This is a genomic window from Alishewanella maricola, from assembly GCF_016343785.1.
In the GTDB taxonomy this organism is placed as follows: Bacteria; Pseudomonadota; Gammaproteobacteria; order Enterobacterales; family Alteromonadaceae; genus Alishewanella; species Alishewanella maricola.
Genome location: NZ_JAEINI020000008.1, coordinates 1 through 24,616 on the forward strand (window position 1 = coordinate 1; position 24,616 = coordinate 24,616).

Sequence of the window (24,616 nt, forward strand, 5' to 3'; positions counted from 1 at the left end):
TAGCACTATGAAATCAGCGTTATTTTTAACCTCAATATTTTTTTCACTCGTTTGTGTCGCAGGTGATGTGGAATTTATGGTTAGTAGTAACGAACAAGGAACTGTGCATTTAGTTACCGTGTTTGGTTCTGAGCTGTCAGAGGCAGACCTTACCAAACGGTGGAATGAGAAAGTCCAAAGCTTATGTCCCGCCGGGGTAATTAAAATTGAGCCAAGCGATAAACCTCTATTCAGGCCAAAGAGTTGTGGTGATGCTTTAGAGGTTATAGACGGTAAACAGAAGTGCGAGGAGATTCAGGCACATGTATTTGGTAAGGTCATCTGCAATGCTACATAACAAGGCGTCTATGGACTCCCCCTCTATTGCAAGCACAAAGTGATCAAATTTGGCGGTGAATGACTGCATACGTCTATTCGGCTCGTGAGATTCATGGTTTTGCCATGCTCCAGCCCTGATAACTTTCGCGCACAGGTGCCTCATCGCATCAACGGTAATAACTACCAGCCTTGTTACCAGGCCCTTCCTGTGCACGGTCTTAGCCGCTTTATTTATCCACTTTGTAGTGCAATGCTTTGGTTGAGAGTTGTCGTTAACTTACTGTTTTTACCACTATGTTTCTGCTACATCATATTGCTAAACCTAAAGCATCTTGCCGCTGCTGCTTAGCCATTATTGCCCAGAGCATTCTGGCCTGTTTTGCGGCGATAGCGACCGCCACGACATTGTTTGACCGTCGCTCTTGCAGCTTATAAATCCACTCGAACATGGGTGTTGTTTGTGTAGATGTTTGGGCTCTGCTGGCTGCTAACATCACCGTTCGGGCACCTTGAACTAAGAGTGTTCGCAAGTAGCGGTCGCCGCGTTTGGTAATAGCCCCAAGCTGGGTTTTACCACCGGATGAATTCTGTTTAGGTACTAAACCGAGCCAGGCGGCGAATTGCCTGCCGTTTTTAAATACGGAGACATCACCGGCAGTGGCCACAGCAGCACTGGCGGTAACGCTACCGACACCACAGAGCTCAAGTAAGGCTTTTGCGGTAGTATCTTGTTTGCTCCAGGCGTCAATACGCTTGTTGAGTGCAGTAATCCGCGTTTCTAAATCAGTTAACCTGTTGGCTAAATCAGCCATACTCTGGCGAAACAGTAGGGGCAGTGTTTCCGATTCAGCCACCAAAGGCAACGTCTTGGCCAGTGCTGCGCGGCCCTGATTAATCACAATGCCAAACTCGTGCAGGTAGCTGCGAATTTGATTCATCAGTGAAGTACGTTCTCGTACCCACTGGTCGCGCATACGGTGCATGACGAGCACAGCTTGTTGTGATTCTGATTTAACGGCAACAAAGCGCATATTCGGTCTGGCTAACGCTTCACAAATGGCTTCGGCATCATTGGCATCGTTTTTACCACCACGCCGATAGGGTGCAACATACTGTGGTGTCATCAGCTTTACGGTGTGCCCGAGCTTGCTCAGCTCACGGGCCCAGTAATGCGCGCCACCACAAGCTTCAATGCCGATAAGCATGGGTGGTTTATTGGCAAAATAGCGCAGCATTTCGGCTCTGGCTAACTTTTTAACCATGACGGTTTCACCAGATTTAGCATTAACGCCATGAATTTGAAACACGAGCTTTGCAATATCGACCCCACAACGTATAGACTGTTCCATGCGACTTCCCCTCACTTGTGACTGATTGATTCAACACTCTCAGTGTGGCACATTGATGCCGGATAGTGAGGGGGAGTCCATGTTATTGCATCACTCGCGGCCTTCAGCCGCTGGGACGCCAACCCGCTGCGCGGCTCGTCGCCCGTGTGCTTTGCGTTAGGTGTTCATATAAACGGAGTTAAATTGAAGCGTAGTAAAAAATTTATGGCTTATTTGGTTTTATTGGTTGTGTGTATCATTGCCTTTCAGTTTCAATTAGTCACTGTCGATAACTTTTTCACTAACCCATTTTATATCGGCTCGATGTTGCTCGGTATTTTAGTGGTATCAAAGGCTCTTTTTTATACTTGCCCAAAATGCTTCAGAAATCAGGTAATTCTAGGTTTTTATAAATATCGTATGCCAACGCCAAAGTGTTATAACTGTGATCATGACATCGATAAAAATCACACCTAACAAGCGCCTAAACTCCGACAATGTTTTGTTGTCATGGTTTTGGCAAACAACGCAAAAAGCCATGCCAACACATTGCGTGTTAGGCGGGCGTTAGCTTTGAAGGAGTTCTAATTGAGCAATCGAATTATGGATTTCATTGAGAAATCTAATAAGGTATTACTATTTTTCGCAGCAATATTTGTGATTATCGTGGTTGGCAAAAATGTTCTTGAAGACATTATGCGTAAAGATTACTCACCACCAACAGTACAAGTTATAAAAAGCGATGACACAAAAGCGATAGAGCAAAAAGTTAAGCTTGAAAAACAGTATGTGGGTTTAATTAATGATGTCCATATTTTTGAAATAACTTCAGATAGAGTGGTCCAAGAGCAACCGTATAGTTTAAGCGCCGAACGAATAGTTATCTCATCTTCTTTCGGTTTAAGTGAGAATGCCGTAAATCTAATGTTCACGAAGATTGGTGAACAAAGAAAGTTACTATTTGAAAAAAATGCATTAATAGTAGAATTTTCCCCTAGCCGTGATAAACAAACTCAATACGATAAAATTTTAAGTAAAAACATATACTCAGTAGCTAAATACGATTCAAATAATGATGGGTTTTTAAATGATCACGACAAAAAAGAATTGTTAGTTTCGGAATATGATGGCTCAAATTTGACGCCTGTTATGGATGACATAAAGGGCTATGAAGTTGTCGATAATGACCTTGTTTTAATTTACAGCGCATCAGACGCAGATACATTGTATTTTATTTTCAACATCAGAACAGGTGAGCTTCAAAAGTTGGATACGGCGTGGTAGCTAACAAGCGCAGCCACAATCGGCCACTCCGTGGCCTGGACCTCAACCGCTGCGCGGGTTTCGGCCTGTGCTTTGAGCGTTAACTAGCTCGAGGAAATTAGGTGCCAGAAGTTCCAGAATATATTGATTGCATGAAGCAACTTAAACTTCGGCTCCAGCACATTGATCAGCTAATCAACTTCACTAGTGGGGAGCATAGTGCTTTTGCGCTGGAATCGGCAGCATCACAGCTAAGAAAAATCCTTGAAATAATAGCTTTTTCTTCAATAGCTCCATGTAGATGGCTATACGAGAAAATTCGTTTTGAGTATGACAAAAGCGATTACAGGGATGACTGGAATGCCAGATCGATTTTATTAACTATGGATAAGATAAAACCTGACTTCTATCCAAATCCGTTTAAATATTCAACTGGGCTTGTGGCTGAGCGTGACGGTAAGCGCGGGAGAGTAATATCTCCAATAAAAAATGAAGATTATTTAACACGGAAAAGATTCGAGAAGCTATACACAAGAGTAGGGAAGTTCCTACATGCTGATAATCCATGGAGAGCTGACAAGGGCCTGGCTCATTTCAGAAACGATCTGCCAAAGATCATTGCTCACATTAAACAGTTACTCAATTATCATTTTGTACAAATTAAGTCTGACAACAGCCTTAAGCTTTGGATGGTTCAAATGGGTACTTACGATCAAAACCCGCAAATGTTAATTGCTGAGGCAATTGATGAAAGTGCTAGTTAACAAGCAAAGTCAGCCGACGCTTTACGCGGCTGCTTTGAGCGTGTGTGTCGGGTATGACACGTAACTAGAGAGGTTCAGTAAGCACAGAACTAATCATTAACTAAATTAAAAATCGCTACAACTAATCCAGAATATCTACAAATTCCCCAGGATAATTCTTATTTACTAATAATCCAAAATCGTAAATCTTTATTTCCAATTTTATGCACCGTTAATCATACAAAGTGGGAATCCCAGTTTTAGTGAAACATCCTAAGTAAAGAACGGTAGCTATTATAATAATAATTAATTTAACATAATATACATTATGAGCTATATTAATTGTGCTAGGCAAAAGCACCTGCTGACAGTATTTTGAGGCAATATTGCACCATTTACCAGATAAAACCGTATCACTAAGCATCTTACCTTTGGGTGTTTTATTATGCGGCATACCGGTATTAAATATTCTTTGGCGATATGTGCTTTCGTCTTTAGTCAGGCTTTTGCACAAACAACTTTAAACAGTAAATCTGCGAGTGCTGCTATGTCAGAGCCAGTAACATTACAATTTTATAATCAACAACATTTCAATCAAGCCATGTTGATCCATGATACGGTTATGGGTGGCCGCTCTAAAGGAAATGCAAGCTTAATGTCTGAAAATAACGGTGTGTTATTTGTCGGTGATTTATCTTTAGAAAACAATGGCGGCTTTGCCTCGATAGAATTTAATTTGGCGCAAGCCTTACCCAAGCAACGTTTTCAGCAAGTGGTATTAGCCACGGTTGCCGATGGAAGAACTTATCAGCTACGTTTAAAAACACCTTTTATTCCTCGTGGTGTGGCCTATGTAGCAGAGTTTAAAACAACGGCTGATGCACAGCGCTATGCTTTTAATCTTGCTGATTTTCAAGGGCGTTATCGCGGCAGAGCTTTAACCAATATGCCAGAACTTCACTTTAAAGATGTGCAGCAAGTCTCTTTAATGCTCGCAGATAAGAACCCTGGACCATTTCGGATTGAGTTGTATGATCTGCAATTTAACCAATAAATTAAATCATTAAAATTAAATAGTTACCGTTACTGCTTACTGAAAATTAATTGTAAGGGTATATATATTAAAGGCTTATTTTTGTTTTGCTGCCCACTGTAAATGACGCTGTATAGCGTCGTCTGCAAGTAATAAATCTAAGGTATTAAAACGCTGCGCTAAAGTGATTTCATCATATTGTTTATGAATGGCTTTGTGGCACAATTGGCACAAATAAACACCTTGCTGCAATTCTGCTTTGCTGTACTTTTTGTTAAAACGGCTACGCCGATGCATTTTACGTGGAATAAGATGATGAAAGGTCAGTAACGTTTGTCGCTGACAAAGCTGACAATGTTTCACCGCCAAAAGCATAGTTAACTCCTTTCGCTTTAAACGTTAGCCACACCCTACTCGACATTTTTTGCCCATTTCTTAATAGCTAAAATATACATACTACGTTGAGTGCTTAGGATGTTTTACGCAAGAGGAAGTGTTTTAGCTCTGTGAAAATGCAGCGGCAATTTCACAGAGCCCACCAAATATCGAAGAAATCAGACTGTACTTATACCAGTTCAGCAATGATAGCCTGTAACGCAGCTAACGGATCTGCCGCTTTGGTGATGGGTCGACCAATCACCATGTAATCCACACCAACCGCTTTGGCTGCAGACGGTGTCATCACGCGTCGTTGATCATCAGCTGCGGCATCGGCTAAACGAATACCGGGTGTCACTAACTGAAACGCACTACCAAATTGTTGTTTTAACATACTGGCTTCTTGTGCCGAGCACACTACTCCATCTAACCCCGATTGTGCTGCTAAACCTGCCAATTTCATCACTTGCTCAGCCGGTGTTAAAGTGATGCCCAGTTCGGTTAAATCTTGTTGTTCCATGCTGGTTAACACCGTTACCGCAATTAATTTGGGTCTGTTGTCTCCAAAGCGTTGCAAAGCTTCTTGCGCTGCTTTCATCATACGACTACCACCACTGGCATGCACATTAACCATCCAGACACCAAGATCCGCGGCTGCACTCACCGCTTTGGCTACGGTGTTTGGAATATCATGAAATTTCAAATCAAGAAAAACGTCAAAGTGACGTTGTTGTAAGGCTTTGACAAATTGCGGCCCCAAATGAGTAAACATCTCTTTGCCGACTTTTAAACGACATAATGACGGATCAAGTTGGCTGACCAGCGCCAGAGCATCGGCTTGCTTTTCATAATCTAAAGCAACAATGACAGGAGACTTGCACGACATGAATTATCCTTTGAAAAAATTAACGGCCATCTACGCCGGCAATAGGCTCTACAGTTTCCCATTGCTGACATGAAGGACATAACCAATAAGGTTGACGAGTTTTAAAGCCACAGCTGCGACAGCTATAGAGGATCTTACTGGCAAGATAAGCATTCACCAGCTCTTCTACTGAGCTGAGAACCTCTGCCGCCTGAGCAGATTGCTGCTGCCGAATTTGTAGCAATTTTTGAAATAAACGAATGTTCGGCTGTTGCCGTAATTTATCAAGCACATAATGCTCTGCCGCGGTAATAGAGCCATGTTCAGTTAACCAATCGCACAGTAATAAACGCGCGCTGGTATTGTGATGCTTATCTGCAAGCAAGGTAAGCAACTGATACCACTCATCTTCATCTAAATGGCATTGGCTTAATTGCGGTAAAATATCCGCACTCCATTGCGGCTTTTGTTTCAATATGCTCAGCAAAGCCCCTTTAGCCGTAGCCGCATCATGCTGAGCTAAGGCTAACTTTGCCAATTCAAAACGTGGACGAATAGCCTGAGGATAACGCTCGGCCAATTCCGCTAAGATAGTCAGATCCAGCGCAGCCCCTTTTAAACTTTCCGTATGCAAATTAGCCAGCGCAATGCGTAACGACTTAGATTGGGTATTAGCCACTTCAGTGGTTAATGCAACCGCTTTGCTTAATTCATGCGTCGCCATAAAAATACTGAATAGTTGCTTTAGCGAGGCTTCGCGTAATGCTTCGCTGTTAACTAACTGCAGTAATAAATGCTCTGCCCGATCATACAAACCCGCAGAGTAATAATCTTTAGCCAACTCAAATTGAATGTGTTGCGCTTGTACTTTAGGCAGTTTTAATTGGTGCAGTTTTTCGTGAATACGAATGGCTTTATCCCAATCACCTTTGCGACGGAATAAATTAGCTAATGCAAGGTAGGTGTCGATGGTTGCCGCTTCAATATCAAGCAGTTCAAGTAACTGCTCGATCGCTTTATCTTCTTGATCTGTGAGTAGGAAATTTAAACCCGAAGACAGGTTTCGGGTAATATTTGCCCTACCCTTAAGCTCTTTGTGTTTGAGGCTATTTTGTCCCATAAACCAACCGTAAGCAACGGCGACGGGAAGCAAAAGAAATAGCAGCTCAGGCATAAGAATTAGGTGTTATCAGTTGATTTATTTAGCCAACGTTTTGTTTTTCGTTGCAGCGCAAATAACAAACTTAACAGCAGTCCGATTATTAGGCCTAAAACTAGAAAGATCACTGCGATATCAATTACCCGCAATGTTAGCTTAACAACCAACAAATTCAGTTCGGCAGTTTGCTGATTAGTTGAGCCTAGTAGAAAACCAAAAAGTACTACGGCTACAATAAATAAAATAAATAGTATTTTGCGCAACACTCAGCTCCGCTTAAGAAATAAAAAGCGCTTACGTGTTGTCTTTTACGCGGTCACGTAACTCTTTACCGGGTTTGAAATGAGGTACGTATTTGCCATCAAGTTCTACTTTGTCGCCTGTTTTTGGATTACGGCCTAAACGAGCGGCACGATAATGCAAAGAGAAACTACCAAAGCCACGTATTTCAATACGCTCACTTGATGCTAAAGATTGTGCCATCTGTTCCAAAATTTCTTTCACAGACGCTTCTACATCTTTGACTTGAATATGGGGAAAATCAGTAGCTAACTTTTCAATCAATTCAGACTTGGTCATAGCCCCTCCGGCAAACCTGCGAGTAGAATAAGCAAGGGGCGAATGCCCCCTGCTTTATCAGCAATTAATCCTGCTTTTGAGCAGCTTTAAATGCTTCAGCCATAGCGTTACCACCGAAATCAGCTTCTTGTTGTTGCTTGCTGTTTACAGTGTCCATAGCTTCTTTTTCTTCAGCTTCGAATTTCGCTTTGATAGACAGGCTAATTACGCGGTTCTTACGATCCACACCCATCAAACGCGCTTCAATTTCTTCGCCAACTTTCAATACAGTTGATGCATCTTCAACACGGTCACGTGAAATATCAGATACACGAACATAACCTTCAACAGCGCCTTCTAACATAACAGTAGCGCCTTTCGCGTCAACGGCAGTAACTTCACCTTTAACGATAGCACCTTTTTTGTTATCAGCAAGGTAACCATTGAACGGATCTTCATCCAGTTGTTTGATACCTAAAGAAATACGCTCGCGCTCTGGGTCAACTTGTAACACAACGGCGTGTACTTCGTCGCCTTTCTTGAATTCACGAACCGCTTCTTCGCCAGTGGCGTTCCAGCTGATGTCTGATAAGTGAACCAGACCATCGATACCGCCGTCTAAGCCGATGAAGATACCGAAGTCAGTGATTGACTTGATCTTACCGCTTACACGATCACCCTTGTTGAAGCCCTTAGCGAACTCTTCCCATGGGTTAGCTTTACACTGTTTCAAGCCTAAAGAAATACGACGACGTTCTTCGTCAATTTCAAGAACCATCACTTCCACTGAATCACCTAAGTTAACCACTTTAGATGGGTGGATGTTTTTGTTGGTCCAATCCATTTCTGAAACGTGTACTAAGCCTTCTACGCCTTCTTCGATTTCTACGAAACAGCCGTAATCAGTCAGGTTAGTTACACGACCAGTGATGCGAGCACCTTCTGGGTAACGTGAAGCGATAGCTGCCCACGGATCTTCGCCCATTTGCTTCAGGCCTAAAGAAACGCGTTGCTTTTCGCGGTCGAATTTCAGAACTTTTACTGGAATTTCGTCGCCAACGTTAACGATTTCGCTTGGGTGCTTAACGCGCTTCCATGCCATATCAGTGATATGCAGTAAGCCGTCTACGCCACCTAAGTCAACGAATGCACCGTAGTCAGTCAGGTTCTTAACGATACCTTTAACTTCCATGCCTTCTTCTAAATTCTCTAACAGCTGATCACGTTCTTGGCTGCTTTCAGATTCGATAACGGCACGACGTGAAACCACGACGTTGTTACGCTTCTGATCAAGCTTGATAACTTTGAATTCCAGCTCTTTGTTTTCTAAGTGCAGCGTGTCACGTACTGGACGTACGTCAACTAATGAACCAGGCAGGAACGCACGGATACCATCAACTTCAACTGTGAAGCCACCTTTAACTTTACCAGTGATAACACCGATAACCGTTTCTTTATCATCGCAAGCTTTTTCCAGGCGAACCCAGGCCTCATGGCGCTTAGCTTTTTCACGTGATAATAAGGTTTCACCGAAACCATCTTCAATAGCGTCTAATGCTACGTCGATGATGTCACCTACACTCACCTCGATCTCACCGCTCAAAGATTTGAACTGTTCAACCGGAATAGCTGCTTCTGATTTAAGACCGGCGTCAACCATAACAACGTCTTTCAGAACCGCTACAACAGTACCTTTAACAATGGCACCAGGACGAGTTTCGATAGTTTTGAGGCTTTCCTCAAACATTAGTGCAAAATTTTCAGTCATATTCACTTTTTCAGTTAAGTTCACCACGTCGCATCTTGCGTTGTGGGGTTGCTAAGTTTACCAATAACATCCTTATTACTGGCTGTCCAAAATGCGGCCTTGGCCTGGTTCAAACGCTTGTTAACGACAACTTACTGTTAACAAACTGCAGTACCTCTTGCAGCACCTGTTCAATGGGTTTATTGGTCGAATCCAGCATGTAGGCATCAGCTGCCGGTTTTAAGGGTGCTGTAGCACGATTCATATCGCGCTCATCCCGAGCTTGGATTTCGTTCAAAAGGTCGCCGATGTTAACATCAAAGCCCTTTTCTTTCAACTCTAAATAACGACGCTGCGCCCGTTCTTCGGCGTCTGCAGTTAAAAATATTTTAACTTCTGCTTGTGGAAAAACGACGGTTCCCATGTCGCGACCATCCGCCACTAAGCCAGGCTCTTCCGCAAAAGCCCGTTGCCGGCGTAACAAGGCTTCACGCACACTAGGCAGTGAAGCAATTTTTGAAGCCATGTCAGCAACGTCTTGAGTTCGAATGGTTTGGCTAACATTTTCGCCTTCTAACGTCACGCGCGTGTTACCGTGTTCATCGCCACTGAATTGCACATCAAGATGCGCGGCTAAAGGTTGCAGTGCCGCCTCGTCGCTTGGATTAATTTGATGGTGCATAGCAGCTAACGCTAATACGCGGTATATAGCGCCGCTGTCGAGTAATTGCCATCCCAGGTGTTGCGCCAATAAACGGCTAATGGTTCCCTTACCTGAACCGCCTGGTCCGTCGATGGTAACGACTGGTGCTAATTGTGGCATCCTACCCCCTAAGTTAAAACGTCAATTCGGTGTTTCAAAACGCGGCTTATTATACAGCTTTTTGTGACGATTGCTGGTTTAACTGCAATTTATAAAAACAAAAACGCGCAACCATTTTTGGTTACGCGTTTTTAGGTTAGGTGAAGGGTTTTAATGGCTTAGCTTATTGAATTCCGTAAAGTAACTCGGAAAGGTTTTTGCAGTGCAATCGGGGTCTTCTATTGTGACGGCCGTATCACTAAGCGCAACTAACGAAAAACACATTGCCACACGGTGATCATTATAGGTCGCAATACTGGCATGTTGCAGTTGTGCTGGCGGTATAATTTTTAAATAGTCTTCGCCTTCTTCCACCTCAGCGCCTACTTTTCGCAATTCTGTTGCCATCGCGGTTAAGCGATCGGTTTCTTTAACCCGCCAATTATAAACATTACGGATTACGGTTGGGCCTTTGGCGAACAACGCAGTGGTGGCAATGGTCATTGCTGCATCAGGAATAGCGTTGTAATCACGGTCAATGCCACGCAGCTCGTTACGCGTAACTGATATATAATCATCTCCCCAATCGACTATCGCGCCCATTTCAGCCAACGCATCGGCAAAGTGAATATCACCTTGCACAGCATGTTTACCAATTCCGGTGACCTTAACGGTGCCTCCTTTGATAGCCGCTGCGGCCAAAAAGTAAGATGCCGATGAAGCATCACCTTCAACTAACCACTGGCCGGGTGACTGATAACACTGGTTACCCGTAACCAAAAAGCGCTTATAATCTTGGTTTTCTACTTCAATGCCAAAGCGAGACATTAACGCTAAGGTAATATCAATGTAGGGTTTAGAGACTAATTCACCTTGGATCTCAATAACACTGTCACCGGCTAATAAAGGTGCGACCATCAGTACTGCTGTTAAAAACTGACTTGAGACACTGCCATCGATCAGGCAATGCCCCCCTTGCAATGGCTTACCACGAATACGCAGTGGTGGATAATTAACGTCGCCCAAATAGTCGATATCCGCTTGCCATTGCACCAATGCATCCACCAAGTGGCCAATGGGTCGCTCGTACATTCTTGGCTCGCCGGTTAAAGTAACATCTACTTGGCAAGCAGCCAGTACCGCCGTGAGCGGACGCATTGCGGTGCCAGCGTTACCTAGAAATAGAGACAAAGGCTCAGCTTGGTTAAAAACGCCGCCATTGCCTACTAAGGTACAACGGGTGCGACAAGCAGATAATTGATACGAAATACCCAGAGCAGTTAACGCGCTAAGCATGTGCCGAACATCATCACTGTCGAGTAAGTTACTGATTTCGGTTGTACCTTTCGCTAAGGCAGCTAACAGCAGCACTCGGTTAGAAATACTTTTTGAACCGGGTAAATGCACTTCACCGGCGATATGAGCAATGGGGTTTAAGGTTAGCGTCTTCATCCGTTTACCTTTGCAAAATCTTTCATAAAACTCACTAAAGCCTCAACACCTTCTTGTGGCATAGCGTTATATAAACTGGCGCGCATCCCACCCACCATTCGATGGCCCTTTAAAGCCAATAAACCTTGCTGCTCAGCTTGCTTTACAAAGCTGTCGTTTAATTGTTCATCAGCTAGGAAAAACGGTACATTCATCCAAGAGCGATAGGCCGGATCAACATCATTGCGGTAAAAATCACTTTCATCGATGTAGCGATACAGTGTTTCGGCTTTACGTTGATTACGTTGAGCCATGGCCGCTAAACCACCTTGTTGTTTTAACCATTTGAACACTAAACCCGCTAAATACCAGGCGTAGGTGGGTGGTGTGTTAAACATGCTGTCATTTTCAGCAGCGAGGCGATAATCCAAGATCGCTGGAATGGCGGCATCTTTTGCAGGTAACAGATCTTCACGCACAATCACTAAGGTTAAACCTGATGGGCCGATATTTTTCTGAGCGCCGGCATAAATAACGCCATAGCGCGCAATATCAATGGGCCGTGATAAAATGGTCGACGACATATCTGCAACAATCGGCACCTGGGTTTGCGGTAAATCGGTAAATTCTAAACCATCCACCGTTTCATTGGGGCAGCAATGAACGTAAGCCGCATCTTCGTGTATCTGCCAGTCACTACTGGCGACCATACTGCGTAATTGTGCAGCGGTTTTTTGCCGAATATCGTGCTCACGAACCGCGCCAAACTTTTTCGCTTCTTCAACTGCGGCTAGTGACCAAGCACCAGACACGATATATTCAGCCGTTTTTCCGCTGTGCAATAAATTCAGTGGCACTGCTGAAAACTGCCCACGGCCGCCACCGTGCATAAATAAGACTTTATAATTGTCGGGAATGGCTAACAGATCTCTGAGATCTTGCTCAGCTTGTGCGGCCAGTTGCATAAATACTTTACTGCGATGGCTCAATTCCATCACCGAACAACCCTGTCCTTGCCAGTTAATAAATTCCTGCTGTGCCTGTTGCATCACCGCTGTAGGTAACATGGCTGGGCCAGCACAAAAATTATAGGTGGTCATTGTCATATCTCGCTTCTTTGTTGGTTAATTTCAAACTGGCCTTGGTTATTTTTTATTCTAAAAACAAAACGAGCGCCAAAGCGCTCGTTTTTAGGGGTTACTCTTCTTCGCCACTGGCATCTTGTGCTAATTGGCTGTCTTGTACTTCTGGCGTACGGCTTGCGCCTTCTTCGGTTACCGCTAAGATTTCATCCTCTTGGATCTCATCAATGCGTTCCACGCCAACCACTTTTTCACCTTCTTGAGTACGGATCAAGATAACACCTTGAGTGTTACGGCCGACTTCAGAGACTTCTTTCACACGAGTACGTACCAAGGTGCCTTTGTTTGAAATCATCATGATTTCATCGCTTTCTGACACTTGCACAGCACCCACCACCAAGCCGTTACGCTCAGACACTTTAATCGATACCACGCCTTGTGTGGCGCGGCTCTTCGCTGGGTATTCGCTTAATGCTGTTCGCTTACCGTAGCCGTTCTCGGTAACTGTTAAGATGGGGTTATCGCCGTTCGGGATAATCAGTGAAACAACACTGCCTCCTTCACGTAAACGAATACCGCGCACACCGGTAGCCGTTCGGCCCATGCCGCGTACTTGATCTTCAGTAAAGCGTACCACTTTACCGTCATCAGAGAACAACATGATTTCGTTGCTACCGTCAGTAATCGCGACGTCAATCAGGTGATCGCCTTCGTTTAGGTTAACCGCAATAATACCGTTGGCACGTGGACGCGAATAATCCGTTAAGGCCGTTTTCTTCACGGTACCGTTGGCCGTGGCCATAAACACATATTTGCCTTCTTCGTACTCACGTACCGGTAGAATGGCGTTAATACGCTCGCCTTCTTCCAGCGGTAATAAGTTGATAATCGGTTTACCACGCGCGGTACGGCTGGCCAGCGGTAATTGATAGACTTTCATCCAATACATCCGGCCACGATTCGAGAAACATAAAATCGTATCATGGGTGCTGGCGACCAACAGCTTATCAACAAAATCTTCGTCTTTAACCGTTGTTGCCGCTTTACCACGACCACCACGACGCTGCGCTTCATAATCGCTTAACGGTTGGTACTTGGCATAGCCAAGGTGCGATAAGGTCACCACAACATCTTCTTCGGTGATCAAATCTTCGATATTGATATCCAGCATATTATCCTGGATCTCAGTGCGTCGAGCATCGCCATACTGCGCTTTAATGGCTTCTAATTCTTCGCAAATTACTTCCATTAAACGTTCAGGGCTGGCCAAGATATGTAATAACTCGGCAATCAGTTCTAACAGATCTTTATATTCAGCTAAGATCTTTTCATGTTCCAGGCCGGTCAGCTTTTGTAAGCGTAAATCAAGAATGGCTTGAGCTTGCTGTTCAGTTAAGAAGTAAAAACCATCACGAATACCAAAATGTGCTTCTAACCACTCTGGTCGTGCGGCATCTTCACCAGCGCGCTCTAACATCGCCGTTACGCCACCGAGTTTCCAACCGCGCTCAACTAAACCGGCTTTCGCTTCGGCTGGGCTGGCAGAGGTTTTAATCAGTTCAATAATTTCATCGATGTTAGCCAGTGCAATGGCTAAACCTTCTAAGATATGGGCACGATCACGCGCTTTACGTAAGTCATAAACAGTACGACGGGTAACCACTTCACGGCGATGCAGGATAAAGTATTCCAGCATCGGGATCAGCCCCAGTAACTTCGGCTGATTGTTGGCCAAGGCCACCATATTGATACCAAACACGGTTTGCATTTGGGTATTGGCATACAGCTGGTTTAACATGACGTCGCTTGATTCGCCACGTTTCAATTCAATAACGATACGCATACCGTCTTTGTCTGATTCGTCACGTAAAGCCGATATGCCTTCAATACGTTTTTCTTTAACTAATTCCGCAATTTTTTCGATTAAGCGGGCTTTGTTCACTTGGTAAGGAATTTCGTGCACGATAATCGCTTCACGACCGGTTTTTTCATCGGTTTCGATAAAGGTTTTCGCGCGGATATACACCTTTCCACGACCCGTACGGTAAGCTTCTTCAATACCCTTACGGCCATTGATGATCGCAGACGTTGGGAAATCAGGACCGGGGATATATTGCATTAATTCATGCAATTCAATATTTGGGTTCGCAATTAATGCTAAACAGCCATCGATCACTTCGGTTAAGTTGTGTGGCGGGATATTGGTTGCCATACCCACAGCAATACCCGAAGAGCCGTTGATCAATAGATTAGGCACTTTGGTTGGCATAACCGCAGGGATCATTTCGGTGCCGTCATAGTTTGGCACGAAGTCTACGGTTTCTTTATCAAGGTCAGCCAGCAATTCGTGCGCAATGCGCGCCATGCGAACTTCGGTGTAACGCATCGCCGCTGCAGAATCGCCGTCGATGGAACCAAAGTTACCTTGGCCATCTACTAACATATAACGTAACGAGAATGGCTGAGCCATCCGGACGATCGTGTCGTATACCGCACTATCACCGTGTGGGTGATATTTACCGATAACATCGCCGACAACACGCGCCGATTTTTTATAGGCTTTGTTCCAATCGTTACCCAATTCCTTCATTGCGAATAACACACGACGGTGTACTGGCTTCAAACCGTCCCGCACATCGGGTAAGGCGCGGCCTACAATGACGCTCATCGCGTAATCGAGGTAAGAATTTTTTAATTCTTCTTCGATATTAATCGGGACTATTTCTTTGGCCAGATCTGTCATAAAACGTTATTTTCCCTTAAATCAAATAGATAACTCGCTTTTTTTGATCTTCTACAGCGCGAGACAACGCGGGATTCTACCACAGAATCAGCGCCTTGCCATGCCTGTTTATGCCTTGTATAAAGATTGCTGTCTTTGCCATAACAGATCAATGCCTTATAATGACAAAAAACAACAAGGTTAGCATTATGACAACGCATACTAATGTCGATCCCGCAGAGATCGCGAAATTCAATGATATCGCTGCCCGCTGGTGGGATCCAGAAGGTGAATTTAAGCCTTTACATCTGTTAAACCCGACGCGTTTAGGCTTTATTTGCGATCAAGTCGGTGGCATTTTTGAAACGACAACACTTGATGTGGGCTGTGGCGGCGGTATTTTAGCGGAAAGCATGGCACGGGCCGGTGCTAACGTAACCGCAATTGATATGGCCAGCGAAAGTTTAAATGTGGCGCGTTTGCATGCTTTAGACAGCGCTCTGACGATTGATTATCAACAAAGCACGGCCGAAGCGTTTGCCGCAATGCACCCCGCTAAGTTTGATTTAGTCACTTGCATGGAAATGTTAGAGCATGTGCCTGAGCCCGCTTCAGTGGTTCAAGCCTGTGCCGATTTAGCTGCACCTGGCGCCACTTTGATTTTTTCGACGATTAATAAAACGCCAAAAGCCTATTTAATGGCTATTTTAGGTGCAGAGCATTTATTACGGATCGTGCCTAAAGGGACGCATCAGTTTGATAAATTTATTCGCCCCTCTACACTGATGCGCTTTATCGAAGCGGCCGGCTTAGAGGTCGTGGATGCGACCGGTTTACACTTTAATCCGGTTTATAACAGCTTTAAAATTGGCCCTGGGTTAGACGTTAATTATTTTGTGGTGGCACGCAAACCCGCATAAGACAGCTAGCCGCCTAAACTAGGCGGCTTAATAACCAGATAAACTTAAAACGCTGCTTATTAGAACAAATGATTTTTTTACGCATTTTTAGCATAAAACACTTGCCTAAAATGCGTGATACCCGGCACACTGACTGTCAGGTTAGCAGCTACTTACTAGATTAAATATTCCGAAATTTTGCCGCATTTCCTCTCTTGCAAAAATCATTAATCCACTCTATCTTGTGATCGAATTTAGAAATACACCCATATGTTGTGTAATACAGCAGCAACACGGGGTTATTTTATCGCCGTGTTTTGCACACGCATCCCTTTATGATTAAAAAGAAACGGAATACTTCAGCAATGACTCAAACTCTTTTTGTGACCAAGCGCGATGGCCGCCGTGAACCCCTCGATTTAGATAAAATCCACCGAGTGATCACTTGGGCAGCCGAAGGTTTAGCTAACGTGTCGGTATCACAGGTAGAATTGAAATCGCATATCCAGTTTTATGATGGCATTAAATCTTCAGACATTCATGAAACCATTATTAAAGCAGCGGCTGACTTAATTTCGAAAGACACCCCTGATTATCAATATATGGCGGCGCGTTTAGCCGTATTTCATCTGCGTAAAAAAGCTTACGGTCAATTTGAGCCACCACACCTTTATAAGCATGTGGTTAAGATGGTGGAAGCTAAACGTTATGATGCGCATATCCTGGCCGATTACAGCGAAGCAGAATTAGATCAACTGAATAGCTTTATTGATCACGGTCGTGATTTGAACTTCAGTTATGCTGCGGTGAAGCAATTAGAAGGTAAATATCTGGTGCAAAACCGGGTTACCGGTGAAATTTATGAAAGCGCGCAGTTTTTATATATTTTAGTCGCGGCCTGCTTGTTTGCGAATTATCCGAAAAGCCAACGCCTAGATTTTATTCGCCGTTTCTATGACGCCACCTCATTATTCAAAATTTCCTTGCCCACACCCATTATGTCTGGTGTGCGAACCCCAACCCGTCAATTTAGCTCTTGCGTGTTAATTGAATGTGGCGATAGCTTAGACTCGATTAATGCGACTTCAAGCGCTATCGTCAAATACGTGAGTCAGCGCGCGGGTATCGGTATCAACGCCGGACGTATTCGCGCCTTAGGCAGTGCTATTCGTAATGGTGAAGCCTTTCATACTGGCTGTATCCCGTTTTATAAGCATTTTCAAACCGCAGTTAAAAGCTGTTCACAAGGGGGGGTGCGTGGTGGCGCGGCAACCTTATTCTACCCGCTTTGGCATTTAGAGGTAGAATCATTGCTTGTTCTGAAAAACAACCGTGGTGTTGAAGAAAACCGCGTGCGTCATTTAGATTACGGTGTACAGTTCAACCGATTAATGTATACCCGTTTAATCAAAGACGACTACATCACCCTGTTTAGCCCATCGGATGTACCAGGCTTGTATGACGCTTTCTTTGAAGATCAAGAACAGTTTGATGCTTTATACGTGAAATACGAAGCCGATAGCAAAATTCGCAAAAAACGGATTAAAGCCATTGAACTGTTTACCTTGTTCATGCAAGAACGTGCTAGTACCGGGCGTATCTACTTACAGAACGTCGATCACTGTAATACTCACAGCCCGTTTAATCCTAAGCTTGCGCCAGTGCGTCAAAGTAATCTCTGTTTAGAAATTGCTTTACCTACCAAGCCGCTTGAGCATGTGAACGATCCTAATGGGGAAATTGCCCTGTGCACCTTATCTGCGTTTAACTTAGGGGCCATTACTGATTTATCTGAATTAGAAGAGTTAGCTGACTTAGCCGTACGTTCATTAGATAGTTTGTTAGATTATCAAGACTACCCTATCCCAGCGGCTTACTCAGCATCGATTGCCCGCCGTACTCTGGGTGTCGGTGTGATCAACTACGCCTATTATCTGGCAAAAAATGGCGTGAAATACTCTGACGGTTCCGCTAACGGTTTAACGCACCGCACCTTTGAAGCGATTCAATTTTACCTATTAAAAGCGTCAATGAAACTAGCGCAAGAGCGTGGTCCTTGTCCTAAGTTTAACGAGACCACTTATGCGCAAGGTATTTTACCAATTGATACCTATAAAAAAGATTTAGATAAAGTTTGCCAAGAACCCTTACATCTAGATTGGGAAACGCTGCGTAAAGATATTCAACAATATGGTTTACGTAACTCTACTTTATCGGCCTTAATGCCGTCAGAGACCTCTTCGCAGATCTCTAACGCCACCAATGGTATCGAGCCACCACGTGGCCATATCAGTGTGAAAGCCAGCAAAGACGGTATTTTAAAACAAGTTGTTCCAGAATATGAACGCTTAAAAGATCAGTACGAATTGCTTTGGGATATTCCGACTAACGATGGTTACTTAGCCTTAGTCGCGATCATGCAGAAGTTTATCGACCAAACCATTTCGGCGAACACCAACTATGATCCCGCTAAGTTTGTTGGCGGTAAAGTACCGATGAAAGTCTTACTGAAAGATCTGCTTAACGCCTACAAACTTGGGGTTAAAACCATGTACTACCACAATACTCGTGATGGTGCAGCAGACTTGCAAGATGATATTAAAGCGGCCGCAGCAGAAGAAGATGATGGTTGTGCCGGCGGTGCTTGTAAAATTTAGTCAGTGTGGTGCTAGCCTGCTGGGCTAGCACCATAAATACAATCGTTTAGGGTGCTGTTTAACCCAATGATGTTTATCACTTTGTTTCTCAGGATTAGTAACTAACATGGCGTATACGACTTTTAACCGCAACATGAACGACCAAATGAAAGAACCGATGTTCTTTGGTAATTCTGTCAATGTTTCACGGTATGACCAGCAAAAGTATCCTATTTTTGAAAAGCTGATTGAAAAACAACTGAGCTTCTTCTGGCGGCCTGAAGAAATCGATGTCAGCAAGGATCGTATCGATTTTCAGCAGTTACCTGAACATGAAAAACATATCTTTTTAAGCAATTTAAAGTACCAAACGTTGCTGGACTCCGTGCAAGGTCGCTCACCTAACATCGCGCTATTACCTATCGTTTCTATCCCAGAGCTTGAAACCTGGATTGAAACCTGGGCATTTAGCGAAACCATCCACAGTCGCAGCTATACGCATATCGTGCGGAATATCTCGTCTGAGCCGCACAAAGTATTCGACGACATTATGTTGAACCAGAAAATCTTAGAGCGCGCTGAAGATGTCTCACGTTACTACGATGAATTGATCGATGGTATTAACCTGTATCAACGCCATGGTGCCGGTACCCATGTGCTCAATGGTGAAACGGTCAGTATCACCCTACGCGAACTGAAAAAACGGCTGTATCTGTGTTTGATGTCGGTTAACGTACTAGAAGCCATTCGTTTTTACGTTAGCTTTGCATGTAGTTTTGCTTTTGCAGAACGCGAGCTGATGGAAGGCAACGCCAAAATTATCCGCTTAATTGCTCGTGATGAAGCACTGCATTTAACCGGAACACAGCATATGCTGAATATTATGGCCAGCGGCGATGACGACCCCGAAATGGCTGAGATCGCCAAAGAGTGCGAAGAAGAAGCGTATACAATTTTTATGCGCGCTGCCGAACAAGAAAAAGATTGGGCGGCCTACCTGTTTAAAGATGGCTCGATGATCGGCTTGAACAAAGACATCTTGTGTCAGTATGTGGAGTTTATTACCAACAGTCGGATGCAAGCGGTTGGTTTAAAAGCGCGCTTTAGCACCACGCAAAATCCGATCCCGTGGATCAATACTTGGTTAGTATCTGATAACGTACAAGTTGCACCTCAAGAGTCAGAAATCAGCTCTTATTTGGTTGGCCAAATTGATAATGAAGTTGATAGTGGCTCATTTGGCGACTTTGATCTCTAAGCATAATGACTGAAGTGATCGTTAATGCGCAAGCGCCGCTACAGTACGATAGCGGCCAGCGCAATTTGCTCGATTTTCTGGAAAAACAGCAACACACCCTTAACTTTCAGTGCCGTGAAGGATTTTGCGGAGCCTGTCGTTGTACGCTGATAAGTGGCCAAGTTCGCTATTTACAAGAACCTTTAGCCTATGTTCGTCGTGGCGAATTCCTGCCTTGTTGTAGCGTTCCTGCCAGTAACATAGAAATAGAAATTCCGAAATAGGATAGCTATTTTTTGTAATTTCGCGCAAAATTAGCCCATTAGTTTTTCTAGGTGATCCGCTAATTCATGAAATCTGTTTTGCTCTCCCTGCTGTTAAGTTTGCCTACCACCAGCACTGTACCCACTGAGTTACAACAACTGTTTGAGCAAGCACGCTATCCGCAATTATTGCAACAACTGCAGCAAGTTGAACCTAATGCCGCCTTACAGTTGTTAAAAGCAAAAGCGCTGATCCAGCAGCAGCAACGTGAAGAAGCCAACACCCTGCTTAATGAGTTAGTTATTGCCTATCCAAACGATGTGGCCATTTTGACCCAAGCGGCGCTAAACAAAGTGGCCTTAGCCAATGACGGTTCATTATTCCAAGCCAGAAAACGCGCAACTGACGCCCTGGCTTTATTTCAACAAGCGGTTGAACTCGATGCGCATTTCTATCCGGCACAACAAGCGTTAATTACTTTTTACCAAACCGCACCAGCAAATGTCGGCGGCAGTAAATCATTAGCGGCTGAGCAAGCGAACCGTTTACAGCAATTAAATGCGGTACAAGGGGTGTTGGCCAAGGTGATGATTGCGGTTAATGAGTCACGCTTAAATGAAGCCTTAGCTATGCTGGAACAACAACTGCAGCTCAGTATTAATCAACCCGATTTGTTACTACGCAAAGCAACCTTACTAGCCCAGCAAAATGCCTATTTAGCGGCGCAAGAAGCCTATTTAAAAGCCTTACCCTTTTTAACTGATCCGATACAACAATATAGCAGTCGCTTTCAAATTGGCCGACTGGCGGTATTTACCAATCAGTATCAGCAGCAAGGTATTGAGGCACTTGAAAGTTATCTCGCTTATTACCAAGGCAGCCAACAAAGCCGTGTCAGCCGTGCAAAACTACGCTTAGCACAATTGTATTTGCAGCAAGGTAACAAAGAAAAAGCACGTAGCTTGTATCTGCAAATCGCAGAAGTGTTAACTGAAGAGCAAGACTTTTTAGATGCACGTTCTAAATTAGGAAGCTTATTACAGCAATAAGCTAATGCGTCAGTAGCGACTAAAAAATAAAGGCGACCTGAGATCTAGCAGCGTCGCCTTTTTTATCAGTCCCTTACTGCTTTATGCCTTCTACGCTCAATTCCATAAAGACAGTACTAGATGCTGGGCCTAAATCGTAATTAATCCCAAAGTCTTTTAAAGCAAAAGAAGTGGTGCCCGCGAAACCTGCGCGATAACCGCCCCACGGATCCTGGCCTTCACCGATTTTCTCAGCCGCAATGACCACCTCTTTTGTCACACCATTTAAAGTGAGTTTACCGTGTAAATCAAAGTTATCGCCAGCTTTGGCAACAACCTTAGTACTCACAAATGTTGCCTTGGGGTGTTTAGCGACATTTAAAAAATCGCTGCCACGCAAATGCTTGTCGCGCTCTGCATGGTTAGAGTCAATGCTGTTAGTATCGATAGTTAACTGGATCTTGGAGGCGGTGAGATCCGCAGCATCATAACTAAAGTCACCGGCAAAGGTATTAAAACGCCCATACAGCCAACTGTAGCCAAGATGGCTTATCTTAAATTGCACAAAGGCATGGGCACCTTGCGTATCAATAACATAATCTGCGGCATGAACCGGTAAAGCCGACAATGTAGCCAGCGTTGCAGCCAATAATAATTTCTTCATCATATTCTCCAAGATTAAAGTTTACGGCCGAGCATGCGACTCAACGTCTGATCTTTATCAATAACGTGATGTTTTAAAGCCGCTAAGCCATGAATTGAAGCAAAGGCAATTAGGCTGTAGGCGACATATTCATGAACTAAACCCGCAATATCGGCTTGATGGTTAAACAATGCCCCAAGTGACGGCACGTCAAACCAACCAAATACGGAGATAGCACGGCCATCTTCAGTAGAGATCAGATAACCGCTCAACACCATCAATGCCATCGCCAAATACAAATAAGCTTGTACTATGCCAGAGAGCAATCTCTGCCAAGCGCGGTGGCTGGCGATGCTTTTGGGTTGTTGGCTGAACAGGCGCCATAACAAACGAATACACCACAACACAGCCAATAACATCCCAACACTTTTATGCCAATCAGGGGCGATACGGTACCATTTGCTGTAGTACGTTAAATCGACCATCCAGACACCCAGACTAAATAAACCAATAACCATAAAGGCCATCAGCCAATGCAGTAAAACACTGATTAATCCATAATGGTGTTGACTGTTTTTAAGCATGTTTATCTCCTGTGCAAGGTCATAATATATCAATTTAATTAAAGTTAAATTGCATTAATCAGTAATATTCATTCGATTTAATAGGCAGGATTGGCAGTGGAACAGCTAAAACAACCAAGCCAGCTAGACGCTGGCTTGTTGTTAGTAAAATGAGGCTATGACCGTTTATTCAAATTTACCATCGCGGATGTGTTTTTCGCCGCGTAACTTAGCCAATTCAACTTGACGTTGCCGCTCGGCAAAAGCGGCTTTTTGCTCGTCAGTGGTCTTTTGATAACAATGCGGGCAGCTAAGGCCTTTCTCATAATGTTCTGAAGCCATTTCAACAGCCGACAAAGGCATCCGACAAGCATAACATTGATCATAACTGCCTTGAGCAAGGCCGTGTTTTACGGCGACACGCTGATCAAAAACAAAACACTCGCCTTGCCATTTGCTTTGTTGCTCAGGCATTTCTTCAAGATACTTTAAAATACCGCCATCAAGATGATAGACCTCAGCAAAGCCCTGCTCTTTTAAAAACGCCGTGGATTTTTCACAGCGAATACCGCCAGTACAAAACATAGCCACTTTTTTGTGTTTGGTTTTATCCAAGTTCTCGGCAGCCCATTGTGGGAACTCACGAAAATTTGTAGTGTTGGGGTTAATGGCATTTTCAAAGGTACCAATGGCCACCTCATAATCATTGCGCGTATCAATAACGATAGTCTCAGGATCGCTGATTAATTGGTTCCATTCTTCGCCTTTTACATATGTGCCCACAATATGCTTAGGATCAATACCAGGCACACCCATGGTGACGATTTCATTCTTTAATTTTACCTTGGTACGGTAAAACGCTTGTTCTTGCGCCAATGATTCTTTGTAACTCATGCCAACAAAGCGCTCGTCACTTTCTAACCAAGTTTTAACCGCATCGATACCCTGCCGCGGGCCAGAAATTGTGCCATTAATGCCTTCCTTCGCTAGCAATAAGGTGCCTTTGACTTTATGCATAACCATTTGATTATACAAAGGTTCACGCAGGTCTTCGAAATCGGGTAAATCAACAAACTTATATAAAGCAGCAACAACAAACATTATCTATCCTCTTGCTCGGCTGGATCGTAAATCCAGTGCAATTAAAAACAGCGCACATTATAGCGACAATACGCGCACTCACCAAGCAGGCCTTAGCTAAAACTGCTAATTAACAAATGACCTGCTAATAACAACAATAACACGCCCATCAGGCGGTCAAACCAAAATCCTTTAGACAGTAAAAAATGCCGAACACGCTGCTGGGTCAGTAAATAAGACAGCATGCAAAACCACACCGCGGTCATCGCGGCCATGTAAATGCCGTAAATTGCTTTAAATAACAATGGCGTTTGTGCAGAAATTACCACGGCAAATAACGATAAGAAAAATAACGTGGCTTTAGGGTTAAGGCCATTGGTAATAAAACCGGTGCTAAAGGCTTTTTTAACACTGGGTAGCTGTTCATTACCCGCAGTGACATCGGCAGTGGCACCTAATTTAGGGGCTTGCGCGCGAATAGCGCCCTGACCTAAATAAATTAGATACAACGCGGCGGCGACCGACAATAATTGAAATAACCAGGGGGTGGTTTTGATCAATACCCCAATACCAATCAAAGAATATGAGACGTGCAATAAAATAGCGGCCCCAATGCCTAAACTGGCATAAACAGCGGTTTTACGGCCATAACGCACGGCATAACGCAGCACAATAGCAAAATCAGGGCCGGGGCTGGCAACCGCCAGCAAATGGGCAGCGGCAATCACTAAAAATTCAGGCCAAAAACTCATGAAACTCACTCAGTAAATAATTTTTCGGTAATTGTAAAGATTGTCAGCGCCAAAGGCTACTTACCATTTGTCTAAGCTTATGAAA

Annotated in this window: 22 protein-coding genes and 1 pseudogene; 9 read left to right on the forward strand and 14 right to left on the reverse strand. The window is 44.0% G+C overall.

Annotation, left to right across the window (positions count from 1 at the left end; genetic code table 11):
• Window positions 1-337: hypothetical protein (locus JAO78_RS11930; protein ID WP_226751587.1), on the forward strand; the 337-nt coding region annotated here is incomplete at its 5' end.
• A gap of 289 nt (window positions 338-626) precedes the next feature.
• Here JAO78_RS11930 and JAO78_RS11935 read toward each other — a convergent pair.
• Entirely contained in the window at window positions 627-1,667 is a 1,041-nt protein-coding gene (locus JAO78_RS11935) for an IS110 family RNA-guided transposase (RefSeq protein ID WP_226751588.1), read from the reverse strand.
• A 567-nt stretch (window positions 1,668-2,234) separates the two neighbouring features.
• Between JAO78_RS11935 and JAO78_RS11940 the strand changes: the two genes are divergently transcribed.
• From JAO78_RS11940 to JAO78_RS11950, 3 genes are all read left to right on the forward strand, one after another.
• On the forward strand, window positions 2,235-2,930 hold the full coding sequence (locus JAO78_RS11940) for a hypothetical protein (RefSeq protein ID WP_226751589.1): 696 nt from the start codon (window positions 2,235-2,237) through the stop codon (window positions 2,928-2,930).
• Window positions 2,931-3,031: 101 nt separating this feature from the next.
• Window positions 3,032-3,673, forward strand: coding sequence for a hypothetical protein (locus tag JAO78_RS11945; protein ID WP_226751590.1), 642 nt, complete (start codon window positions 3,032-3,034; stop codon window positions 3,671-3,673).
• Window positions 3,674-4,199: 526 nt separating this feature from the next.
• Window positions 4,200-4,706 carry a CIA30 family protein gene (locus JAO78_RS11950; protein WP_226751591.1) on the forward strand — a complete coding sequence of 169 codons (507 nt, stop codon included), beginning with the start codon at window positions 4,200-4,202 and terminating at the stop codon, window positions 4,704-4,706.
• A gap of 75 nt (window positions 4,707-4,781) precedes the next feature.
• On the opposite strand, the gene JAO78_RS11955 is transcribed toward JAO78_RS11950, so the two are convergent.
• The 9 genes and pseudogenes from JAO78_RS11955 to gyrA all read right to left on the reverse strand — a co-directional run bounded on the left by JAO78_RS11955 (window position 4,782) and on the right by gyrA (window position 15,450).
• Window positions 4,782-5,060 carry an HNH endonuclease gene (locus JAO78_RS11955; protein ID WP_226751592.1) on the reverse strand — a complete coding sequence of 93 codons (279 nt, stop codon included), beginning with the start codon at window positions 5,058-5,060 and terminating at the stop codon, window positions 4,782-4,784.
• Window positions 5,061-5,250: 190 nt separating this feature from the next.
• Window positions 5,251-5,949 carry an orotidine-5'-phosphate decarboxylase gene (gene pyrF / locus JAO78_RS11960; protein WP_226751593.1) on the reverse strand — a complete coding sequence of 233 codons (699 nt, stop codon included), beginning with the start codon at window positions 5,947-5,949 and terminating at the stop codon, window positions 5,251-5,253.
• A gap of 19 nt (window positions 5,950-5,968) precedes the next feature.
• Window positions 5,969-7,048: an N-acetylglucosaminyl transferase gene (locus JAO78_RS11965; protein ID WP_226751594.1), complete on the reverse strand. Its 1,080-nt coding sequence runs from the start codon at window positions 7,046-7,048 to the stop codon at window positions 5,969-5,971.
• A gap of 333 nt (window positions 7,049-7,381) precedes the next feature.
• A pseudogene (gene ihfB / locus JAO78_RS11970) lies at window positions 7,382-7,678 on the reverse strand (integration host factor subunit beta); the annotation flags it as partial.
• A 52-nt stretch (window positions 7,679-7,730) separates the two neighbouring features.
• Window positions 7,731-9,413: a 30S ribosomal protein S1 gene (rpsA, locus tag JAO78_RS11975; RefSeq protein ID WP_226751685.1), complete on the reverse strand. Its 1,683-nt coding sequence runs from the start codon at window positions 9,411-9,413 to the stop codon at window positions 7,731-7,733.
• A 109-nt stretch (window positions 9,414-9,522) separates the two neighbouring features.
• Window positions 9,523-10,215 carry a (d)CMP kinase gene (gene cmk / locus JAO78_RS11980; protein WP_226751596.1) on the reverse strand — a complete coding sequence of 231 codons (693 nt, stop codon included), beginning with the start codon at window positions 10,213-10,215 and terminating at the stop codon, window positions 9,523-9,525.
• Window positions 10,216-10,365: 150 nt separating this feature from the next.
• Window positions 10,366-11,646 (reverse strand): 3-phosphoshikimate 1-carboxyvinyltransferase, encoded by a 1,281-nt coding sequence (gene aroA / locus JAO78_RS11985; protein WP_226751597.1) that lies wholly within the window; start codon window positions 11,644-11,646, stop codon window positions 10,366-10,368.
• Window positions 11,643-12,725, reverse strand: coding sequence for a 3-phosphoserine/phosphohydroxythreonine transaminase (serC, locus tag JAO78_RS11990; RefSeq protein WP_226751686.1), 1,083 nt, complete (start codon window positions 12,723-12,725; stop codon window positions 11,643-11,645). Before serC ends, aroA begins: the two co-directional genes overlap by 4 nt.
• Window positions 12,726-12,822: 97 nt before the next feature.
• The gene (gene gyrA / locus JAO78_RS11995; RefSeq protein WP_226751598.1) at window positions 12,823-15,450 is read right to left on the reverse strand and encodes a DNA gyrase subunit A; all 2,628 of its coding nucleotides are present in this window, start codon (window positions 15,448-15,450) and stop codon (window positions 12,823-12,825) included.
• Between the two features lie 188 nt (window positions 15,451-15,638).
• Between gyrA and ubiG the strand changes: the two genes are divergently transcribed.
• The 5 genes from ubiG to JAO78_RS12020 all read left to right on the forward strand — a co-directional run bounded on the left by ubiG (window position 15,639) and on the right by JAO78_RS12020 (window position 21,514).
• Window positions 15,639-16,349: a bifunctional 2-polyprenyl-6-hydroxyphenol methylase/3-demethylubiquinol 3-O-methyltransferase UbiG gene (gene ubiG, locus JAO78_RS12000; RefSeq protein ID WP_226751599.1), complete on the forward strand. Its 711-nt coding sequence runs from the start codon at window positions 15,639-15,641 to the stop codon at window positions 16,347-16,349.
• Between the two features lie 344 nt (window positions 16,350-16,693).
• On the forward strand, window positions 16,694-18,985 hold the full coding sequence (gene nrdA, locus JAO78_RS12005) for a class 1a ribonucleoside-diphosphate reductase subunit alpha (protein ID WP_226751600.1): 2,292 nt from the start codon (window positions 16,694-16,696) through the stop codon (window positions 18,983-18,985).
• A gap of 106 nt (window positions 18,986-19,091) precedes the next feature.
• Window positions 19,092-20,222, forward strand: coding sequence for a class Ia ribonucleoside-diphosphate reductase subunit beta (nrdB, locus tag JAO78_RS12010; protein WP_226751601.1), 1,131 nt, complete (start codon window positions 19,092-19,094; stop codon window positions 20,220-20,222).
• A gap of 5 nt (window positions 20,223-20,227) precedes the next feature.
• Complete coding sequence (yfaE, locus tag JAO78_RS12015) at window positions 20,228-20,485, forward strand: class I ribonucleotide reductase maintenance protein YfaE (protein WP_226751602.1); 258 nt, start codon at window positions 20,228-20,230, stop codon at window positions 20,483-20,485.
• Between the two features lie 66 nt (window positions 20,486-20,551).
• Window positions 20,552-21,514, forward strand: coding sequence for a tetratricopeptide repeat protein (locus JAO78_RS12020; RefSeq protein ID WP_226751603.1), 963 nt, complete (start codon window positions 20,552-20,554; stop codon window positions 21,512-21,514).
• 73 nt (window positions 21,515-21,587) lie between these two features.
• Here the strand turns inward: JAO78_RS12020 and JAO78_RS12025 are convergent, their stop codons facing one another.
• The 4 genes from JAO78_RS12025 to JAO78_RS12040 form a co-directional block, all read right to left on the reverse strand.
• Window positions 21,588-22,157 (reverse strand): YceI family protein, encoded by a 570-nt coding sequence (locus JAO78_RS12025; protein ID WP_226751604.1) that lies wholly within the window; start codon window positions 22,155-22,157, stop codon window positions 21,588-21,590.
• Window positions 22,158-22,171: 14 nt separating this feature from the next.
• Window positions 22,172-22,720 carry a cytochrome b gene (locus JAO78_RS12030; protein ID WP_226751605.1) on the reverse strand — a complete coding sequence of 183 codons (549 nt, stop codon included), beginning with the start codon at window positions 22,718-22,720 and terminating at the stop codon, window positions 22,172-22,174.
• 165 nt (window positions 22,721-22,885) lie between these two features.
• A complete protein-coding gene (gene trhO / locus JAO78_RS12035) occupies window positions 22,886-23,800 on the reverse strand; it encodes an oxygen-dependent tRNA uridine(34) hydroxylase TrhO (protein WP_226751606.1) in 915 nt (304 codons plus the stop codon).
• A 92-nt stretch (window positions 23,801-23,892) separates the two neighbouring features.
• Window positions 23,893-24,531, reverse strand: coding sequence for a LysE family translocator (locus JAO78_RS12040; protein ID WP_226751607.1), 639 nt, complete (start codon window positions 24,529-24,531; stop codon window positions 23,893-23,895).
• Window positions 24,532-24,616 lie beyond the last annotated feature (85 nt).

What these genes read in the sequence shown, in the direction of transcription:
- aroA (WP_226751597.1), bottom strand. Translation starts at nt 11,646, where the DNA reads ATGAAGACGCTAACCTTAAACCCCATTGCTCATATCGCCGGTGAAGTG.
- JAO78_RS11950 (WP_226751591.1), top strand. Translation starts at nt 4,200, where the DNA reads ATGTCAGAGCCAGTAACATTACAATTTTATAATCAACAACATTTCAAT.
- cmk (WP_226751596.1), bottom strand. Translation starts at nt 10,215, where the DNA reads ATGCCACAATTAGCACCAGTCGTTACCATCGACGGACCAGGCGGTTCA.
- rpsA (WP_226751685.1), bottom strand. Translation starts at nt 9,413, where the DNA reads ATGACTGAAAATTTTGCACTAATGTTTGAGGAAAGCCTCAAAACTATC.
- JAO78_RS12030 (WP_226751605.1), bottom strand. Translation starts at nt 22,720, where the DNA reads ATGCTTAAAAACAGTCAACACCATTATGGATTAATCAGTGTTTTACTG.
- nrdB (WP_226751601.1), top strand. Translation starts at nt 19,092, where the DNA reads ATGGCGTATACGACTTTTAACCGCAACATGAACGACCAAATGAAAGAA.
- JAO78_RS12025 (WP_226751604.1), bottom strand. Translation starts at nt 22,157, where the DNA reads ATGAAGAAATTATTATTGGCTGCAACGCTGGCTACATTGTCGGCTTTA.
- yfaE (WP_226751602.1), top strand. Translation starts at nt 20,228, where the DNA reads ATGACTGAAGTGATCGTTAATGCGCAAGCGCCGCTACAGTACGATAGC.
- JAO78_RS12040 (WP_226751607.1), bottom strand. Translation starts at nt 24,531, where the DNA reads ATGAGTTTTTGGCCTGAATTTTTAGTGATTGCCGCTGCCCATTTGCTG.
- JAO78_RS11955 (WP_226751592.1), bottom strand. Translation starts at nt 5,060, where the DNA reads ATGCTTTTGGCGGTGAAACATTGTCAGCTTTGTCAGCGACAAACGTTA.
- JAO78_RS11965 (WP_226751594.1), bottom strand. Translation starts at nt 7,048, where the DNA reads ATGGGACAAAATAGCCTCAAACACAAAGAGCTTAAGGGTAGGGCAAAT.
- ubiG (WP_226751599.1), top strand. Translation starts at nt 15,639, where the DNA reads ATGACAACGCATACTAATGTCGATCCCGCAGAGATCGCGAAATTCAAT.
- nrdA (WP_226751600.1), top strand. Translation starts at nt 16,694, where the DNA reads ATGACTCAAACTCTTTTTGTGACCAAGCGCGATGGCCGCCGTGAACCC.
- gyrA (WP_226751598.1), bottom strand. Translation starts at nt 15,450, where the DNA reads ATGACAGATCTGGCCAAAGAAATAGTCCCGATTAATATCGAAGAAGAA.
- trhO (WP_226751606.1), bottom strand. Translation starts at nt 23,800, where the DNA reads ATGTTTGTTGTTGCTGCTTTATATAAGTTTGTTGATTTACCCGATTTC.
- serC (WP_226751686.1), bottom strand. Translation starts at nt 12,725, where the DNA reads ATGACCACCTATAATTTTTGTGCTGGCCCAGCCATGTTACCTACAGCG.
- JAO78_RS11935 (WP_226751588.1), bottom strand. Translation starts at nt 1,667, where the DNA reads ATGGAACAGTCTATACGTTGTGGGGTCGATATTGCAAAGCTCGTGTTT.
- JAO78_RS12020 (WP_226751603.1), top strand. Translation starts at nt 20,552, where the DNA reads ATGAAATCTGTTTTGCTCTCCCTGCTGTTAAGTTTGCCTACCACCAGC.
- pyrF (WP_226751593.1), bottom strand. Translation starts at nt 5,949, where the DNA reads ATGTCGTGCAAGTCTCCTGTCATTGTTGCTTTAGATTATGAAAAGCAA.